At 60.3% G+C, this 18954-nt stretch carries 14 protein-coding genes and 1 tRNA gene; 7 read left to right on the top strand and 8 right to left on the bottom strand.

Going from position 1 to position 18954, the window contains the following annotated elements; translation table 11 throughout:
* Positions 1 to 14: 14 nt before the first annotated feature.
* A complete protein-coding gene (locus GSQ77_RS03275) occupies positions 15 to 311 on the bottom strand; it encodes a hypothetical protein (RefSeq protein ID WP_158899018.1) in 297 nt (98 codons plus the stop codon).
* Between the two features lie 124 nt (positions 312 to 435).
* Positions 436 to 510 (bottom strand) — tRNA-Arg (locus GSQ77_RS03270).
* A gap of 343 nt (positions 511 to 853) precedes the next feature.
* On the opposite strand from GSQ77_RS03270, the gene GSQ77_RS03265 reads away from it, so the two are divergent.
* Positions 854 to 1279 (top strand): hypothetical protein, encoded by a 426-nt coding sequence (locus GSQ77_RS03265; RefSeq protein ID WP_158899016.1) that lies wholly within the window; start codon positions 854 to 856, stop codon positions 1277 to 1279.
* Here GSQ77_RS03265 and GSQ77_RS03260 read toward each other — a convergent pair.
* Entirely contained in the window at positions 1276 to 1476 is a 201-nt protein-coding gene (locus GSQ77_RS03260) for a hypothetical protein (RefSeq protein ID WP_158899014.1), read from the bottom strand. The genes GSQ77_RS03265 and GSQ77_RS03260 overlap by 4 nt on opposite strands.
* A 58-nt stretch (positions 1477 to 1534) precedes the next feature.
* Between GSQ77_RS03260 and GSQ77_RS03255 the strand changes: the two genes are divergently transcribed.
* The 4 genes from GSQ77_RS03255 to GSQ77_RS03240 all read left to right on the top strand — a co-directional run bounded on the left by GSQ77_RS03255 (position 1535) and on the right by GSQ77_RS03240 (position 9003).
* The gene (locus GSQ77_RS03255) at positions 1535 to 3508 is read left to right on the top strand and encodes an ATP-binding cassette domain-containing protein (RefSeq protein WP_158899012.1); all 1974 of its coding nucleotides are present in this window, start codon (positions 1535 to 1537) and stop codon (positions 3506 to 3508) included.
* Positions 3509 to 3917: 409 nt separating this feature from the next.
* Positions 3918 to 5903 carry a DNA topoisomerase IV subunit B gene (locus GSQ77_RS03250; protein ID WP_158899010.1) on the top strand — a complete coding sequence of 662 codons (1986 nt, stop codon included), beginning with the start codon at positions 3918 to 3920 and terminating at the stop codon, positions 5901 to 5903.
* A gap of 149 nt (positions 5904 to 6052) precedes the next feature.
* Positions 6053 to 8368 (top strand): DNA topoisomerase IV subunit A, encoded by a 2316-nt coding sequence (parC, locus tag GSQ77_RS03245; RefSeq protein ID WP_158899008.1) that lies wholly within the window; start codon positions 6053 to 6055, stop codon positions 8366 to 8368.
* Positions 8369 to 8556: 188 nt separating this feature from the next.
* On the top strand, positions 8557 to 9003 hold the full coding sequence (locus GSQ77_RS03240) for a CopD family protein (protein ID WP_158899006.1): 447 nt from the start codon (positions 8557 to 8559) through the stop codon (positions 9001 to 9003).
* Between the two features lie 91 nt (positions 9004 to 9094).
* Here the strand turns inward: GSQ77_RS03240 and GSQ77_RS03235 are convergent, their stop codons facing one another.
* The 5 genes from GSQ77_RS03235 to GSQ77_RS03215 all read right to left on the bottom strand — a co-directional run bounded on the left by GSQ77_RS03235 (position 9095) and on the right by GSQ77_RS03215 (position 15224).
* A complete protein-coding gene (locus tag GSQ77_RS03235; protein ID WP_158899534.1) occupies positions 9095 to 11371 on the bottom strand; it encodes an EAL domain-containing protein in 2277 nt (758 codons plus the stop codon).
* A 312-nt stretch (positions 11372 to 11683) separates the two neighbouring features.
* Positions 11684 to 12157, bottom strand: a complete 474-nt coding sequence (locus tag GSQ77_RS03230) for a RidA family protein (RefSeq protein ID WP_158899004.1) — start codon at positions 12155 to 12157, stop codon at positions 11684 to 11686.
* A 94-nt stretch (positions 12158 to 12251) separates the two neighbouring features.
* A complete protein-coding gene (locus GSQ77_RS03225) occupies positions 12252 to 13463 on the bottom strand; it encodes a PLP-dependent aminotransferase family protein (RefSeq protein WP_158899002.1) in 1212 nt (403 codons plus the stop codon).
* 73 nt (positions 13464 to 13536) lie between these two features.
* Positions 13537 to 14439 (bottom strand): DMT family transporter, encoded by a 903-nt coding sequence (locus GSQ77_RS03220; RefSeq protein WP_158899000.1) that lies wholly within the window; start codon positions 14437 to 14439, stop codon positions 13537 to 13539.
* 110 nt (positions 14440 to 14549) lie between these two features.
* A complete protein-coding gene (locus GSQ77_RS03215) occupies positions 14550 to 15224 on the bottom strand; it encodes a VOC family protein (RefSeq protein ID WP_158898998.1) in 675 nt (224 codons plus the stop codon).
* A 193-nt stretch (positions 15225 to 15417) separates the two neighbouring features.
* On the opposite strand from GSQ77_RS03215, the gene GSQ77_RS03210 reads away from it, so the two are divergent.
* Both GSQ77_RS03210 and htpG read left to right on the top strand, forming a co-directional pair.
* Positions 15418 to 16839, top strand: a complete 1422-nt coding sequence (locus GSQ77_RS03210) for a PLP-dependent aminotransferase family protein (RefSeq protein ID WP_158898996.1) — start codon at positions 15418 to 15420, stop codon at positions 16837 to 16839.
* A 225-nt stretch (positions 16840 to 17064) separates the two neighbouring features.
* A complete protein-coding gene (gene htpG, locus GSQ77_RS03205; RefSeq protein WP_158898994.1) occupies positions 17065 to 18951 on the top strand; it encodes a molecular chaperone HtpG in 1887 nt (628 codons plus the stop codon).
* The last annotated feature ends 3 nt before the right edge of the window (positions 18952 to 18954 follow it).

Raw genomic sequence — 18954 nt, 5'->3', positions numbered from 1 at the left:
CTTTGGGTATGCGTTTATCGCGGGCGTTCGAGTCGATAACGCAGGAATGCGCTGATGGCGAGCCAGATGCCGGCCCAGGTCGCCAAGGAAATTACCCAGGCTGCGACGCCGTAGAAACTGGCGTACGAGCTTGTGCTGCTGGCATGGACATGTAAGAAAGCGGCCGTGCGCGGCAGCCAGAACGCAAACAGTTCCAGCAGGAAATTGCCCGGCAGGCAGAGTAGCCATTTTTCCAGCAACCAGACATCGGCGCTCGTGAACAACCCGTCGCCGTTCATATCCCAATCGACTTGTAGTGCGAGAAATGGCATTGAACGATCAAACCCCGATGCAACGTCTATATTTTTTGCAATTTTTTGACTGTGGACGTCGAACGCGACGCGATGAGTACGTCAAATCGCCGAGTGCGGGTAACTGGGCATCGAGCCGCGTTATTGGTCCCCCTGACAGGAATCGGACCTGTATCTAGCGCTTAGGAGGCACTTGTTCTATCCATTGAACTACAGGGAGAGGACCATTTCTACCGCGTGGCGAGAGGCATTCAACACCGCCTCGTTCGCCTATCGAGTCTACTTTTCCGGTGAATCGCCAGGCTTTTGAGGGCTGGCGATTCAGAATTATCTGGAATGTAACACCTCTAGCGCTACAAAATTACATAGCTGACCTATTCTACAAACGGACAAGCGATGATCTTGCGATGCGCTTCAATTCGCCGCAGCGGCCAAAGTATAGCAAAGTCGTTCCGCGTGACGTAAGGGGCTACAAAGTGCGCGTCCCGCGCAGCCGATGTGGCAGTCGTGTAACGATTTCTAGACGTCTTATCCGCCTACGAAAGATTTGGTTGGAGCTCGACATGGAAAAACAGGAAAAGCACAAATCCAAAGTGACGGAGCCGAGTGCCGCTCTTCGCGTTCAAACAGCCGCGCGTACCAGAGTCGCGCCATCGCCACAAACCGAGCCGACACCGGCTATCTCTAACGACGAAGACTTCGCGGCCGCCCTGAAGGGACGCCGAGGCATTGGGCCCGTGGAGTTGATGTGCCGTATCGACGAAATCAGACACCTGTTATTGGTGTGCGATGGCGACGTCGCCAAAGAACAGGCGTTGTGCGAATTACTGGGTGTTAAAGAGCTTGAATCGCTCAGGCTGGTGCTGACGATACAAGCGCTGAAGGCCGTGTATAAGGGAGACAACTCGAAGGAGGAAAACTCGACGGAGCAAAATGCAAAGGAGGAAAAGTCGAAGAATGAAAAGTCGAAGGGGGGAAAATCGAGCTAAAGGTCGAGAGCCAGGTCAGGATAATAAAATCCGAAGATAAAGCCACGAGCAAAAAACATCCTGGCCTTGTGGCATTTTGCCGCATGGGTCTGCGCATTTCTTTTCCGCGCCAATGGCGGCAGACTTGGCGCCGCATCAGCGGCTTTTGAGCGGATATGGCCGCCAGAGCCCCCAGAAACGGCAATAAAGCGCGACATAGGCAGGGTTGTCACCGCACTGCCAGTACAATGCGTGTTTTATTCGAGTATCGCCGACATGTCGCTGTTTTCCTTTTCGGGCGCGCAACTCGCGTTCGGTCACGTAGCCTTGCTGGATCACGCTGATTTTTCGATCGAGGCGGGCGAACGAGTCGGTTTGATCGGTCGTAACGGAGCGGGCAAATCTTCACTGCTGCAAATCGTCGCGGGCATTACGCGACCCGATGACGGCTTGATCACGCGTCAGCAGAATCTCACCACAGTCTATGTTGCACAGGAACCCGTTTTCGAGGGTACCGACACCGTGTTCGAGGCCGTGGCCTCCGGGCTGGCGGAAATTCGCGCATTGGTCGACGAATACGAAGTGGTTGTGCATGAACTGTCCGACGCGGCCGAGGGCGTGCGCCATGACGAACTGCTGGCGCGGCTGAACACGCTGCAATCGGCGCTGGACGCCAGCGACGGATGGAATTGGCAGACGCGCGTGGCCACCACGCTCGCACAGATCGGCTTGGACGGCGAAATTCGCGTCAACGCGCTGTCGGGCGGGATGCAAAAACGCGTTGCATTGGCACGCGCACTGGTGGCTCAGCCCGACGTGCTGCTGCTTGATGAGCCGACCAACCATCTGGATTTCGAAGCGATCCGCTGGCTAGAAACCTTCCTGATGACGCTGCGCAGCAGTGTGCTGTTCATCACCCATGACCGGACCTTCCTCGACAAAGTGGCGAGCCGTATCGTCGAACTCGATCGCGGTAATCTGCTGTCCTACCCCGGCAATTTCTCGGCGTACCAAGCGCGCAAGGCCCAGCAACTCGAGGTCGAGCAGGTCGAGAATGCCAAATTCGACAAATTGCTGGCCCAGGAAGAAGTGTGGATCCGCAAGGGCGTCGAGGCCCGCCGCACGCGCAGCGTGAGCCGCATCGAACGTCTGGTCAAGATGCGCAACGACCGCGCCGAGCGCCGCAACGTACAGGGCAACGTCAAGTTGGACGTTAGCCAGGGCGACAAATCCGGCAAGATCGTTGCCGAGCTGACCGATGTCACCAAACGTTACGGCGAGCGCACCGTGGTCGATACGTTTTCGGCGACGCTGATGCGCGGCGACAAGATCGGTTTTGTCGGCCCGAACGGCGCCGGCAAGACCACCTTGCTCAAAATGATTCTGGGCGAGTTGCAGCCCGATGAGGGCAAAGTGCGCAACGGCACCAACCTTCAAGTGGCCTATTTCGACCAGATGCGCGCGCAGCTCGACCCCGAGCGTAGCCTGGCCGATACCATCAGCCCCGGTAGCGATTGGGTCGAAATCAACGGTGCGCGCAAGCATGTGATGAGCTATCTGGCCGACTTCCTGTTTTCGCCAGAACGGGCTCGCTCGCCGGTGAAGTCGCTGTCGGGCGGTGAGCGCAACCGTTTGCTGCTGGCGCGTTTATTCGCACGTCCCGCCAATATCCTGGTGCTGGATGAGCCGACCAACGATCTTGATATTCCGACGCTCGAATTGCTCGAAGAACTTTTGACCGAGTTCGACGGCACCGTGATGCTGGTCAGCCACGATAGGGCATTCCTCGATAACGTCGTGACGTCGGTGATTGCCGCCGAAGGCGAGGGCCGCTGGCGCGAATATGTCGGTGGGTTTTCCGATTGGCAGGTTCAGTCGGCGCGTTCCGAGGAGATGGCCCGTGCTGCCGCGAAAGGCGTTGCCCGCGATCAGAAGGACAGCAATACCAAGGATATCAACGCCCGGGATGGCAACGGCAAAGCGTCCGCCAGCGCCGCTCGCAATACCGCGCGCCCGGTTAAATTGAGTTTCAAGGAACAGCGCGAGCTCGACGCGCTGCCGGCCCAGATGGCTGCGCTCGAAACGGAGCAGAAGCAAATTACCGACCTGCTTGCCGACGGCAAGATCTACGCACAGGACCCGAAACAGGGCACGCAGCTCAGCAGTCGCTTTGCCGAGATAGACGCGGCTCTGCTGGTGTTGATGGAGCGTTGGGAAGTGCTGGAAGCGAAAGCGGCCGGGACCGCCTGATCAGCCTCTCGGCATCTTCGCGTTCAGCGTATCAGTGCCGCTCAGGCCAGCCGCCTCAAAAATGACATAACAGACGCGGTATAAACCTGACTTGGGGCGAGAGGTAGGGTCGGCGCAGCCCGATTTCCTCCCCCGATTGGCCAGGAAAAAATAGTGGATGACGGCATAGCTGTATGCTCATACCGTTGCAGGCGCTCATAGGCGTCAAGCGAGGCGCCAGGCGGTGCGTCCGGCGGCGTGTGTGGCCTGGGCGAGCGCGCCGGAAAAAGACGTTGACGGCGTCGCGGCTCAGGGTTCATCCTTCGCCTCTACTAGTTTTCATGTTTAGCCATCGAACGGCGGGCGGCGCGGCCAGCAAGGCGACCCGCGCCAACGATCGCTTGGCTAAAGGGATTTGAATCGTTCATCCATGTCGAAAAAACAGCCTACTTCTGCATATAGCGAAGCATCCATCAAGGTTCTCAAGGGCCTGGAGCCGGTCAAACAGCGGCCAGGCATGTACACCCGCACCGAAAATCCGCTGCACATCATTCAGGAAGTGATCGACAACGCTTCCGATGAGGCGCTGGGCGGACACGGCAAGCAGATCATGGTGACCCTGCACGCGGACGGCTCCGTCAGCGTCGAGGACGACGGTCGTGGCATCCCATTCGGTTTGCACCCGGACGAGGGGGTGCCGGTCGTCGAAATCGTTTTCACCCGGCTGCACGCGGGCGGCAAGTTCGATAAAGCGGCCGGTGGCGCTTACACCTTCTCGGGCGGTTTGCACGGAGTCGGTGTGTCGGTGACGAATGCCTTGTCCAAGCGGCTCGATGTGGTGGTCTGGCGCGAAGGCAAAGTGGCGACCCTGGGTTTTGCCAACGGCGACGTGGTCCAGCCGCTGGAAATTCGTCCGGCCAGCCGCAGCGACAAGAAGTCCGGCACGCGGGTGACTGCATGGCCCGACACCAGTTACTTCGATTCCGGCAACTTGCCTACCAGCGAATTGCAGCGTCTACTTCGCTCCAAAGCGGTGTTGCTGCCTGGTGTGGAAGTGGTGCTGTTGCACGAAAAAACCGGAGAACGGCAGACCTGGCGCTATGAGGATGGTCTGCGCGGTTACCTGCTCGAAGGCCTGGACGGCGCCGAGACGCTGATTCCGCTGTTCGAAGGCGAGCGCTCGGCCGACACCTCGCGCAATGGCGAGGAAGGCTTTGCCGATGGCGAAGGCGCGGCGTGGGTCGTCGCGTGGAGCGAAGAAGGGCCGCTGCTGCGCGAGTCCTATGTCAACCTGATTCCGACGCCCGCGGGCGGTACCCATGAATCGGGTTTGCGCGACGGCCTGTATCAGGCGGTCAAGAGTTTCGTCGAATTACACAATCTACAGCCCAAGGGCGTGAAGCTGCTTGCCGAGGATGTGTTTGCGCGGGTCTCGTTCGTGCTCTCGGCCAAAGTGCTCGACCCGCAGTTCCAAGGGCAAATCAAAGAGCGTCTGAATAGCCGCGATGCGGTTCGGCTGGTGTCCTGGTTCACGCGGCCGGCGTTGGAGTTGTGGCTGAATCAGCACGTCGAACACGGCAAGAAGCTCGCCGATCTGGTGATCAAGCAGGCCCAGGCGCGCACGCGCGCCGGTCAAAAAGTCGAGAAGCGCAAGAGCTCCGGCGTGGCCGTGCTGCCCGGCAAGCTCACCGACTGCGAATCGACCGACATCAGCCGCAATGAGCTGTTTCTGGTCGAAGGCGATTCGGCCGGCGGTTCGGCCAAGATGGGACGCGACAAGGAGTTTCAAGCGATCCTGCCGTTGCGCGGCAAGGTGCTCAATACATGGGAAACCGAGCGCGATCGGCTATTTGCCAATAATGAAGTTCATGATATCGCGGTGGCGATTGGCGTCGATCCGCACAGCCGCGGCGATATGGTGGATCTGTCGAATCTGCGCTACGGCAAGATCTGCATCCTCTCGGACGCGGACGTCGACGGCTCGCATATTCAGGTGCTGCTGCTGACCTTGTTCTATCGCCATTTCCCGCAATTGATCGATCTCGGTCATGTGTGCGTGGCTCGGCCTCCGCTGTTCCGTGTCGACGCGCCGGCACGCGGCAAAAAGCCGGCGCAAAAGATCTACGCGCTCGATACCGGCGAGCTCGAAGCCATACTCGATAAATTGAGCAAGGACGGTGTGCGCGAAACCCAGTGGTCGATCAGCCGCTTCAAAGGACTAGGCGAAATGTCAGCCGAACAGTTGTGGGATACCACGATGAACCCGGACACGCGTCGCCTGATGCCGATCCAGCTCGGGGAACTCGATAACGACGCCACGGCCGAGATGATGAATATGCTGATGGGTAAGGGCGAAGCGTCGGCGCGGCGCGGCTGGCTCGAAGACAAGGGCAACCTGGTCGAAGTCGATATCTGAACGGTGCCGCGTGGCAGCCACGGTTGCTGCGGTTGCGGTGGCAACCCACGCTTGCGCTGCGCTCGATATCATCGCGCAAGCGCGCGCCGGTCCTAACATGCTAGTCCCAACATTAATGTATGCCTGAGCTTTAGCTCGACCAAGACACTATGGAACAACAGGACATCGATTTTATTCCCCCGGCAGAAGGCGAGATTCTGACGCTGGGCGTCTATGCCGAACGCGCGTATCTGGATTACGCGATCAGCGTGGTCAAGGGACGCGCCTTGCCCGATGTGTGCGATGGCCAGAAGCCGGTGCAGCGGCGCATTCTGTTCGCGATGAACGAGATGGGCCTGTCGTCCGACGCCAAGCCAGTGAAGTCGGCGCGGGTGGTGGGCGACGTGCTCGGTAAGTATCATCCGCACGGCGACCAGTCGGCCTACGATGCGCTGGTGCGCTTGGCGCAGTCGTTCTCGATGCGCTACCCGTTGATCGACGGCCAGGGCAATTTCGGTTCGCGCGATGGTGACGGCGCAGCGGCAATGCGCTACACCGAAGCGCGCCTCACGCCGATCGCCAAACTGTTGCTCGATGAAATCGGCATGGGCACCGTCGATTTCATGCCTAATTACGACGGCTCGTTCGAAGAGCCGAAGCTGCTGCCGGCGCGCTTGCCCATGGTGCTGCTCAACGGCGCATCGGGTATCGCGGTGGGGATGGCCACCGAGATTCCTTCGCACAACTTGCGCGAAGTGGCCGCTGCGGCCGTCGAACTGATCCGCAACCCCAAGCTCAGTCACGCCGAATTGATGACGCTGATACCGGGTCCGGATTTTCCGGGCGGCGGGCAGCTCATATCCAGCGAAGCTGAAATTGCCGCCGCCTACGAAAGTGGCCGCGGCAGCCTGAAGGTCAGGGCGCGCTGGAAGATCGAAGAGATGGCGCGCGGCCAATGGCAACTGGTCGTCACGGAATTGCCGCCCAATGCGTCGGGCCAGAAAGTGCTCGAGGAAATCGAAGAACTGACGAACCCGAAAATCAAGCTCGGCAAAAAGGCACTGACGCAAGATCAGTTGCAGACCAAGCAAACCATGCTGGCACTGCTCGATGCGGTGCGCGACGAGTCGGGCAAGGATGCCCCGGTGCGCCTGGTGTTCGAGCCGAAATCAAGCCGTATCGACCAGGCCGAATTCGTCACCACGCTGCTCGCGCAAACCTCGATGGAATCGGGGGTGGCGCTCAATCTGGTGATGATAGGCGGCGATGGACGGCCACGTCAGAAGGCGCTCATCGATATCTTGCGCGAATGGATCGCGTTCCGGTACGTGACCGTGACGCGTCGCAGCCAGTTCCGTCTCGACAAGGTCAATGAGCGCATCCATATCCTGGAAGGCCGGCTGATCGTCTTTCTGCATATCGACGAAGTGATCCGCATCATTCGCGAAGCCGACGAACCCAAGCCGGCGCTGATGCAGGCCTTCGGTTTGAGCGAACGGCAAGCCGACGACATCCTGGAAATCCGGCTGCGGCAATTGGCGCGTCTGGAGAGCATCAAGCTGGAAAAGGAACTTGGCGAACTGCGCGGCGAAAAGCAGAAACTCGAAGATCTGCTAGGCAGCGACAGTGCGTTGAAGCGTTTGCTGATCAAGGAAATCGAGGCGGATGCCAAGCTGTATGGCGATGCACGCCGCACCTTGATCCAGCAGGAGAAGCGCGCCACGTTCGAGGTGCGGGTGGTCGATGAACCGGTTACGGTTATCGTCTCGCAACGCGGCTGGGTGCGCACGCAAAAAGGTCATGGGCTCGATCTGGCCAGTTTTGTCTTCAAGTCGGGCGACGCGTTGTACGGTGCGTTCCAGTGTCGTACACCCGATATCCTGGTTGCGTGGGGTAGCAACGGCCGGGTTTATTCGGTCGCGGTTGCGCAATTACCGGGCGGTCGCGGCGACGGCGTACCGGTCACGTCGTTGATCGAATTGGAGAGCGGTTCTAGCCTGTTGCATTTCTATGCGGCGCCGGCGGAGCAGCAGTTGCTGCTCACGACCGACGCTGGTTTCGGTTTCACGGCACGCATGTCGGATCTGGTCAGCCGGGTCAAGGCAGGGAAGGCCTTCATGACCGTCGATGCTGGTGCTCGGCCGCTCACACCTATGCCGTTGTGGGATGCCGCGCGTCAGGTGGCCTGCCTGGCCGACGATGGCCGCCTGCTGGTATTCGGGCTCGACGAGCTCAAAGCGCTGTCGGGCGGTGGGCGAGGGGTGACGCTGATCGCGCTCGACGACACGCAGAAGTTGCTGCAAGCGGTACCGATTGCAGCCGCCGGGGTGGTGCTCAGCGGCACCGGGCGTGGCGGTAAGGCGCAGGATGCGGTGCTGTCGGGCGAGGCGCTGCAGGCGCATGTGGGCAAGCGAGCCCGGCGTGGCCGCGTCAGCGCGGTCAAGTTTGTCGTGCAGGCGTTGCGTCCGGTTTTGCCGGCGAATTGAACCGTCGCAACGGCTAGTCTCAATTTTATCCAAACCGATTGCAACGAAAGCAGTCGGCGCAGGTCTGTCAGGGGGCGCCGTATTTTCGCCTTTGCCTGTGCTGTTGCCCGCGTTGTTGCTTGTGCATGCCCCCACGCCGATGCGCGCCCGCTTGAGGTCGCGGCCGCGCTCATTAAAAGGAAAGTCGGATGAATTACACGTTTGAAATCGCCTTGTTTCTTCATATCCTCGGCGTGACCGTGTGGGTTGGGGGAATGCTGTTCGCGCATTTCTTCCTGCGTCCCGCGCTGGCCGACTTCACACCCCAGATCCGCCTCCCTTTGATGGAAAGCGTGTTGGGGCGATTTTTCTTGTGGGTCGGCGTCTCGGTGCTCGCAATCCTGATCTCGGGCGGCCTGATGATGGCGCGTTATGGCGCTTACGCGCCTTGGACGGTCAAGGCAATGGCGGGTGTCGGCGTGGTGATGATGCTGCTGTTCGGGCACATCCGCTTCGGCATTTTCCCCAAGCTGCGTCGTGCCGTGCAAAGCCAGAACTGGACGGAAGGCGCGCTGCGTCTCGGTAAAATCCGACTATGGGTCAGCGTCAATCTGGTGCTGGGCATCGTTACGATAGCCTTGGCGGTATTTGCCTAAGTACGGGGGCTGCAGCTCACGCAACGCCCTCATAGCGCGCGGCATGCACGCACCACGCACGGCGGCGGCCGTGTCAAATAGGCCGGTCCCCCTATAGCGCCTCTTCGGGATGACTGATACCGAAGCGTTCCACCAGCCTGGCAACGCCGCTTGCCGGCACCGGTTTCGAGAACAGGTAGCCTTGCGCTTCGATCTGGCCCAGGGCGGCCAGCCACTCGATCTGATCTTCGCTTTCCGTCCCTTCGACGACGACCTTGAGCCCCAGCGACTGGGCCAACTTGATCACGCCCGCCACCATGACGCAGGCCTGAGCATCGTGCGGAATGCCTTGCACGAACGATTTATCGACCTTGAGCGTATCGACGGCAAAGCGATTCAGAAACGACAACGAGGAATAGCCGGTGCCGAAATCGTCGAGCGCGATACGCACCCCCAGTTGCTTGAGTGCGTGAACGCGTTCCGAAACCAGTTCGGTGTGTTCCATCATCGCGGTCTCGGTGATTTCCAACTCGACCAGATGTGCCGGCACCCCGTATTCGCGGATGCAGCGCGACACGGCCGCGACAATATCGCCGCGCCAGAATTGCACCGGCGAAATATTGATCGCCAACGTCAGGTCACGGTAGCCAATCTGCTGCCACAAGCGCAACTGTGCGAACGACTGCTCCATCACGAATTCGCCGATCGGCCCGATCAGGCCGTTGGACTCGGCAATAGCGATGAATTCGACGGCGCTGATCATGCCTTGCTGCGGATGGTTCCAGCGCAGTAACGCTTCGAAACCGGTGATCCGGCGTGTGGCCAGATCGATTTTCGGCTGATACACCAACATCAGTTGGCGTTCCGCGATTGCCGTGCGCAGCTCGCGTTCCCAGCGCATCATCCGGTCGGCATGGTAAGCCAGTTCGGGGGAGTAAAAGCGATAGCAATTCTTGCCGGCGTTCTTGGCGCTGTACATCGCCAAATCGGCTTTTTTCAGCAGGTCGACTTCACTTTCGGTCGGGCTGGAATGCAGGGCGACGCCGATGCTGGCACGCAATACAAAGGAGCTACCGCGCACATCGCACGGTTGGCGCAGCGCTCGCGCCACGCGTTCGGCGAGCCGTATCGCGTCAGCCTCTGCTTGTGCAGGCGTGCTGTGCAGCACGATCACGAATTCGTCGCCGCCGATACGAGCCAGCAAGCCGTCGCGGCCGGTCGTTTCGCGCAAGCGTTCGGCCGTAATTTGCAACACGATGTCGCCGGCGTTGTGGCCTAGCGTGTCATTGACCGTCTTGAAGTTGTCGAGATCGATAAACAGAATCGCCAAGCGACCGACGCTCTCGGCGCAGATCACCTCGCGCAGGAATTGCAGCGCCTGGAACCGGTTGGGCAGACCGGTGAGCAGGTCGGTTTCGACCAACTCGACCATATCGCGCTCGCGTGTCCACTGCTTGTCTATCAAGCCTATGGCCACCGCGAAGAATCCCACCATCGCGAGCGAGACGAACGACGCCATCAGCAGATAAACGTTGCGGGTGCGTCGGTAATCGGCCATCTCGTCGACTTCCGACAAACCGACCAACACGCCCAACGGGTAACCGGTGAGACGTCGATAAGAGACGAAGCGGCGCACGCCATCGACGGGATCGTCGTGTATGCCGGACACACGCTGGCTATTCGAATAATTCGTGACCGGGTTGACCTCTGCCGGGTTGGTCTGAGCATCGCCCGAGCGTCGCGACAAAATATTTCCATCGTCGGTTAGCACCGCGATTACACCATTGCGGCCGAGCGCAACGTCGTTGTAGAAGTCGCTGGTGAAATACGAGGGATCCTCCGACACGACGACGACACCTGCGAACGAGCCGTTAGGATGGTTGAGGCGGCGTGTGACCTGCAGGGTCCAATGGTGCGACACCCTGCCTAATACCGGTTTGCTGACGTAGAGAAAATCCTCGCGGCTGTTCTGATGGACCTTGAAATGTTCGCGATCTGACAAGTCCAGTGGTGCCGGATCAGCGGTGGCCGTGGTGGCCGACAATTTCCCGTGTTCATCGATCAGGGCGACTTCCACCAGCGTGTCGCTGGGCACGACGCCGGTGTCGACCGCGCGCGACAGGTCGAAATTGCCCGGGGTTCTTTCGTATTCGTATTTGACGAAGCGCGTGATCTGGTCGACTTGCAGCAGCGCCTTGATCGTATGCTGTTCGAGCGCGGCGCACAGCACACCGGCTTCGGCCACCGCATCGCGCGCGACCGTGTCGCGCTCTATCGAGAGCCGCGTAATGATCACGGCCCACAGCAGTATGATTACCGCGCATCCCAGCGCCGGTATCAGCAAGAAGGCGAGTTTGCGCGACGAGCCGCTGCGCCGCCGGGTAGCCATACCGGCGACCCTCGGTGATTGCCCTAATGCAAACTCTGTCGCGATTTGCGCGGGCTCGTCCGTCTTGCCGTGCGGCATACGTTCGCTCCGGATCGAAAAGACTGGGCTGTGGTGCGCTCTTCAGCTTAGCGCAGCCCGGCTATTGCAACCGAAACGACAACATCGGCTCGGCCTTCGATAAATGGGATCACGTCCCATAGTACTCAAAGGTCAACGCTTTAGGAATAGAGGATAGTTCGGATAAACGAATGCGCGACATAAACCGCCGGCCCTCGTGGGAACTCGGCGGTTAGGGACAGGAACGCTGGCGGATCAGGCGGACACTTCAGCGATCAGCTCGATTTCGACGCACGCGCCGAGCGGAATTTGCGCGACGCCGAAGGCCGAGCGTGCATGCTTGCCCGCAGCGCCAAATACTTCGGCGAACAATTCGGAAGCGCCGTTGGTCACGAGATGTTGCTCGGTGTAGTTGGGCATCGAATTGACCAGACTCATCACTTTGACGATGCGCGTGACTTTATTCAGATCGCCAGTGTGAGCATGCAGTGTGGCGATCAGGTCGATCGCTACGTTGCGGGCTGCGCGGCGGCCGTCGTCGGTGGTGAGGTCTTCACCGAGCTTGCCGGCCCACACGCGGCCATCCTGTTTGGCGATATGGCCCGAGACAAAAACGGTATTGCCGGTTTGCACGCTCATCACATAAGCAGCAGCCGGTGCGGCGGTGGCCGGCAATTCGATGCCCAGCGACTTGAGCGTGTCGTACACGGAAACGGTCGGGGAGGTCATGGTGTGCGTCCTTGAAGTTGAAGCGAAGCTGGAATTTTAACGTATTGCCTAATGTCAGGCGTCACTGATCGGGCGCACCCGCAGGCGTCACCCGTCAGGTGAGCCGTGCGGCAATCAGCGTTGCCAAGCGTTCGACGCCGGCGTTGATGCGCTCCTCAGGCACGGTCACGAACGACAGACGCAGTGTGCCGCTGGCCTGCGCCGCATCGGCAGCGTTTGCGTAAAACGGCGCACCAGGCACGAACGCCACGTTGGCGTCCAGTGCGGCGCGCAGCAGCTCCGCACTGTCCACGCCGGCCGGCAGATTCAGCCAAATGAACATGCCGCCTTCCGGCCGGTTCCATTTCACGCCCGCCGGCATGGTGCGTTTCAACGCGGCCAGCATCGCTTCGCATTGGTGCTTGTACAGTTCCCGCACACGCGGCACATGGTGATCGAGAAACCCTTGGTGCACGACTTGATGCACGATCTGCTGGTTCAGGCTGGGCGTATGCAGATCGCTCGCCTGCTTGGCCTGCACCAATTTGAAGTGCAAGCCGGGCGGCGCAATCAGGTAGCCCACTCGCAACCCGGGTGCCAGTACTTTGGAAAACGAGCCGAGATAGACAATGTGCTGCGGGGCCATCGAGAACAGCGTGGGCAGCGGGTCTGACCCATAACACAGCGCGCCATACGGGTCGTCTTCGATGACCGGCCACGGGCTGCGCGTTGCGAGATCCGCCAACGCGCGTCGACGCTCGAGCGGCAGTCGGCGTCCGGTCGGGTTCTGGAAATTCGGCTGGGCATAGAGCAGGCGTGCGCCCTGGGTCATTTCTTGAGTCAGCAGCTCGGGTTGCAGGCCGTGTTCGTCGGTCGGCAGCGAGACATACTCGGGCTCATAGAGCGAGAACGATTGCAGCGCGCCGAGATAGGTCGGCGTTTCGACCAGCACACGGCTGCCCGGATCGACCAATACCTTGCCGAGCAGATCGAGCGCTTGCTGCGAGCCGGTGGTGATCAGCACGCGCGACGGATCGACTTCCGCGCCGGGTTGGGAGTGGCGCGCAGCGATCCACTCGCGCAGCGGCAGGTACCCTTCGGTGGGGCTGTATTGCAATGCAGCCGTGGGCGTGTCGCGCAGTATGCGGTCAGCCGCCGCGCGGATTTCCGCCACCGGAAACGTAGCCGGCGAGGGCAGGCCGCCCGCGAACGAAATTACTTCAGGGCGCTCGACGACCTTGAGCAATTCGCGAATTGCCGAGCTGGTCAATTTGCGAGCGCGTTCAGAGAGCTGCCAGTTCGGCGTGGACAAAGCATCGTGGTGCATAACAATTACCTCTGAAAAAAGATACCGTTGCAGCGGCAGTGACTGTAGCTGTGGCTCGGGCTGTGAACCGGGCTTAACTTGCGCCTAAGGCGCTCGGGGCGCCGGTACGTGCCGCTTTGGTCTGACGCCCGAAGGCGACGCATACGATCACGGCTGCGGCGAAAACCCAAGTTAGTGGTTCGACATGTTCGCCGAAAAACAGCGCGGAAAAACCCAGCGTAAAAAATATTTGCAGTAGCTGGACTTGCCCGACGCGGGCGATACCGCCCATCGCGAGCCCCGCATACCAGGCAAAAAAGCCGATAAATTGCGAAAACACGGTGACATATCCGAACGCGAGCCACGTTTGCTGCGAAATCGGTCCTCGATGGACATGGACCAGCCACGCTACGGGCGCGAGCAGAAACGGCGCGGATAAGACCAACGCCCAGCATATCACTTGCCAACCGCCCATCTCGCGCGCCAGCCGGCCGCCCTCGGCATAACCGAGCGCGCCCACGCCCACCGCCGCGAGCATCAGCAGATCGCCGACTTGCGGCGCGCCACCGCCAGCGCGCAACGCAAACCCGATCACCAGCACGCTGCCGGCAAGCGCACCAACCCAAAAACGCCGCGACAGCCGTTCATGCGACAGCCACGCCGCGTACAGCGCCACGCATAGCGGCTGCAGCCCCATCAAAACCGCGCCGTGGGCCGAAGGCAAGGTCTGCATCGCCCAGGCGGTGCAGACCGGAAAGACCACGATCACGCCAGCCGACACCAGCACGAGGCCTTTGAGCTGCGCGCGCGTGGGTAGCGGCACGCGCCGCAGCCACAATAGCAACGCGGCGGGAACGGCGGCGAGCAAGGCGCGTCCCAAACCGTTCAGTATCGGGTTGATTTCACGCACGACAATGTGCGTCATCGGCAAGGTCAGGCTAAAGACAATCACGCCGATCAGCCCCAGCAGCATGCCCTGCAAATCGCGTTTTTCCATAATCAGGTGTGCTCGCTAGATTCGTGCTTGTTCGCGTTGTCGGTACATATTCTTCGGTAAATCCTCGCAGCGGCTACCGCTACCGGCGGTGTAACCGCCATGCGGCGCCGCTATTTGAGGACTCGTACGCCGGTGGGCGTGTCGAATTCGGCAACCAGGCTGGACTCGACCAGCGTGGGCTCGATCGTCAGTAGATGCGCCGCGCCTAGCCAGGTCAGTTCGCTTTGCAATTGCGCAGCGCGCTGATGGAAGCCGCGCAGACTACGCAGCGACACCAGGGCTTGCGGTAGACGCTGCGACGGATGCAGAGGCGTTTGCCACTGGATCAGCGTCGGCAGCAGACCGTCGCCAGGCAGGCTACCGTCATCGGGAACGCTGATCTGCCACGCGAAGTCGCCGCGTGTCATCGGCAGCACTGGCGCGATCCGACCGGGATATTGGCTCTGCCAGCGTGCAAGCTGTTTGGGCCGTTGTACGCGCGCCACCCAATGCGCGAGAAACGGACCGCTCTCAAGGCGTGCTTGCACCGTGGACTGATCGAGTCCGAACCAACGTGCACGCTGCGGTGCCGCCGCCTGCGGATCGATCGCGATAATTTCCAGGTAGAGGCCACCGCCCACGTTCAGCAATTGATTGTGCGTACCCATGCCTGGATGTTGTCCGCCGGGCACGGGCTCGACTTGCAACGCGTCGACCACGTGGCGTACGCCGGCGTCCAGCGTGTCGGCGATCACTACCAGATGATCGAATTGGATGGCTTGCGAGGCGTCGGAAAATAACGTCATTTTTTATATTGAAACTGCGTTTATCGAAACTGCGTGATTTTTAACATAAGTTTGCAATCATGCAGGAGCCCGCACGAACCGCTGCAATTCGATTCTGCCAAGACTGAATTTACCGGGATCGACCAGAACAGTAACGGTACAATCTACTAAATACTTTTCAGTACAGTTATCCGGCCGGCAAGGGGTCTAAGCCATGTCAGTAAATACCGATCAAATTCCGGCGCCCGTCGAATCGGCGCAATTGACCCTGGTTGACCAGTTGGTTCAATGGGGGCGCCGGCGCATCGATGAGCGCGTGTTCCGGCCCGGCATGCGCATGCCGTCGATACGCAAATTGGCCGAGGACAAGGGCGTCTCGCGGTTCACTGTGGTCGAGGCGTATGAGCGTCTGGTTGCCCACGGCTACCTGGATTCACGGCGCGGCTCAGGTTTCTATGTGCGCGAGCGTGCCGCGCCGGTGACGCATCAAGCGCGATTGGCGCCGGTGGACAGCGCCATCGACGTGCTTTGGTTGCTGCGCAACATGCTGCATACCGCGACGCCGGAAAAAGGACCGGGCCTGGGCTTTTTGCCCAATCGCTGGCTCGACGGCGAGCTGCTCGCCAATGCCTTGCGTGCGCTGGCGCGACAATCTGGCGCCCAACTGCTGATGCACGGCACGCCGCAGGGTTTTTTCCCGCTGCGGCAACAATTGCAAACGCGGCTCGCCGAGCTTGAGATCGGTGTCTCGCCGGAGCAGATCTTGACCGTGTCCGGCATTACCCAGGCACTCGACCTGATCGCACGCTTATACGTGCAAGCGGGCGATACCGTACTGGTCGGTGACCCGGCATGGTTCCAGATGTTCGGGCGTTTCGCCTCGCAAGGCGCGCGCGTGGTCGGCGTGCCTTATACGCCGGATGGGTTGGACCTCGAAGCGTTCGAGACGCTGGTGCGCACCTGGCGGCCCAAAATGCTGGTGCTCAACTCGGTGCTGCAGAATCCTACCGGCACATCGCTTACGGCGCGCCAGGCGTTCCGCATCCTGCAGTTGGCCGAGGAATTCGACATGATCGTGGTCGAGGACGACGTCTATTGCGATCTCTGCCCGCCGGGTTATGCCGCTACCCGTATGGCCAGCCTCGATCAGCTCAAGCGGGTGATTTATCTGGGCAGCTTTTCGAAAACGCTGGCCTCCAATTTACGGGTCGGTTTCGTGGCGGCTGCTGCGCCGATCATCAAGGCGCTGAGCGACCAGAAAATGCTGGTGGGCGCGACTTCGCCCGAAATCAATGAGCGGGTGGTGTTCAAAGTGCTGACTGAAGGGCACTATCGGCGTCACGTCGAACGCTTGCGCAGCCGGCTCGACCTGGTGCGCGACAAGACCGCTCGCGCGCTGGAGAAACTCGGTTTCCGGCTGTTTGGCTCGCCAGGCGCCGGCATGTTCATCTGGGCCGACGCCGGTGTCGACACCTCCGCGATGGTCGCCGCGGGTCACGAAGAAGGTTATTTCCTTGCGCCGGGCAGCCTGTTTTCGCCGCAGCAGAGCGTTTCGACCTGGATGCGGTTCAATGTCGCCAATTGCGGCGACGCCGGTCTGTTAGCATTCCTGGCACGCCAGCTAGAACGTGCGTGATTGAGAGTAACTGCGTGAGAGTAACTGAGTGAGAGTAACTGCGGGTAACCGGAAGAAGAGCGAAAATCCCGCCACGCCCGGCGGCGGCCCTCTTGGAGCCGCAGCCCTCTTGAAAATCGCCGCGCCGCCCCCATTTCCCCTGTCAGCGCAGGGCTAGGCGCAGGGTTTGGCATGTGCGCCGCTCTAGCTCCCCATTTCCATTGATGACTTGAAGAGGTCCGTTCCATGTCGCAACAGACAATGAGCTTTCAGGCAGAGGTCAAGCAGGTCCTGCACCTGATGATCCACTCGCTGTACAGCAACAAAGAGATTTTCCTGCGCGAGCTGGTATCGAACGCTTCCGACGCGGCCGACAAGCTGCGCTTCGAAGCGATCGCCAATGGCGCACTCTACGAAAACGATACGGAACTGAAAATTCGCGTCAGCTTCGACCGCGAGAAACGCACGTTGACGATTACCGATAACGGTATCGGCATGAGCCTGGACGACGCCGTCACGCATCTGGGCACAATCGCGCGCTCGGGCACGCGCGAATTCTTCCAGAAACTCTCGGGCGACGATCAAAAAGATGCGGCCCTGATCGGTCAATTCGGCGTGGGCTTTTACTCGGGCTTCATCGTCGCCGATCGCATCACGGTGGAATCGCGCCGCGCCGGCTTGCCGGCAAGCGAGGGCGTGCGCTGGGAAAGCAGCGGTGATGGCGAGTTCACGGTCGAGAACATCGAACGCGCGGCGCGCGGCACGGCAATCACGCTGCATTTGCGCGAAGGCGAAGACGAGTTGTTGTCCACCTGGAAACTCAAGTCGATCATCCAGAAGTATTCGGATCACATCGCCTTGCCGATCCTGATGCAAAAAGAAGAATGGGACGCGGAAAAGAGCGAGCAGGTGCTCAAGGACGAGGACGAAACCGTCAATCAGGCCAGCGCGCTGTGGACCCGTTCGAAAAGTGAAATCGACGATGCCCAGTACATCCATTTCTACGAGCACCTGAGTCACGACCACGAAGCACCGCTAGCGTGGACCCACAACCGGGTCGAAGGGCGCAGCGAATATACCCAGTTGCTGTATCTGCCGGCGCGCGCGCCGTTCGATCTGTGGGACCGCAGTCAGCGTGGCGGCCTGAAGCTCTATGTCAAGCGCGTCTTCATCATGGACGATGCGGAGCAATTGTTACCCACGTATCTGCGCTTCGTGCGCGGCGTGGTCGACTCCAACGATCTGCCGCTGAACGTGTCGCGCGAAATCCTGCAGGAAAGCCGTGATGTGAAGGCAATCCGCGATGGCGTGGGCAAGCGCACGCTGTCGATGCTCGAAGATCTGGCGGAAAACCAGGCGGAAAAATACACCACGTTCTGGAAGGCGTTCGGGCAAGTGCTCAAGGAAGGCGTGGGCGAAGACCAAGCCAATCGCGAACGCATTCTGAAGTTGCTGCGCTTTGCCAGCACGCACGTCGACAGCGCCGAACAGACTGTCTCGCTGGTGGATTACGTCGGTCGCATGAAAGAAGGCCAGACGATGATCTATTACGTGACCGGCGAAAGCTGGCAGGCCGCGCGCAACAGCCCGCACCTCGAAGTGTTCCGCAAGAAGGGCGTCGAAGTGCTGGTGCTGACCGATCGCGTCGACGAGTGGATGCTGTCGTTCCTGCAGGAATTCGACGGCAAGCCGATGACCAGCGTGGCACGCGGCGACCTGGACCTGGGCGCGCTGGATGATGAGGAAAAGAAAGCGCAGGAAGAAGTGGGTGAGTCGTTCAAGCCCCTGGTCGAATCGATGAAAGAGGCTTTGAAGGGCCGCGTCAAGGACGTGCGTTTGACATTCCGTCTGACCGATTCGCCCTCATGCCTGGTGGCTGATGACGGCGACATGAGCGGCTATTTGCAGCGCATGCTCAAGGCTGCGGGCCAGAATGCGCCGCAAGCGCAGCCTATCCTCGAGGTCAATCCCGAGCATCCGCTCGTGAAGCGCCTGAAGGCCGGGCAGGATGGCTTCGACGACTGGTGTCATCTGCTGTACGAACAGGCATTGCTGGCTGAAGGCGGCACGTTGGAAGATCCGGCGAGCTACGTGAAGCGGGCCAATACCCTGTTGCTGGGCGCTGTCGCGTAACGC

This window comes from Burkholderia sp. L27(2015), assembly GCF_009765705.1.
Lineage (GTDB): Bacteria > Pseudomonadota > Gammaproteobacteria > Burkholderiales > Burkholderiaceae > LMUX01.
The sequence above is the reverse complement of the archived record's forward strand: the minus strand, read 5'-3'. Positions and strand labels throughout refer to the sequence as shown.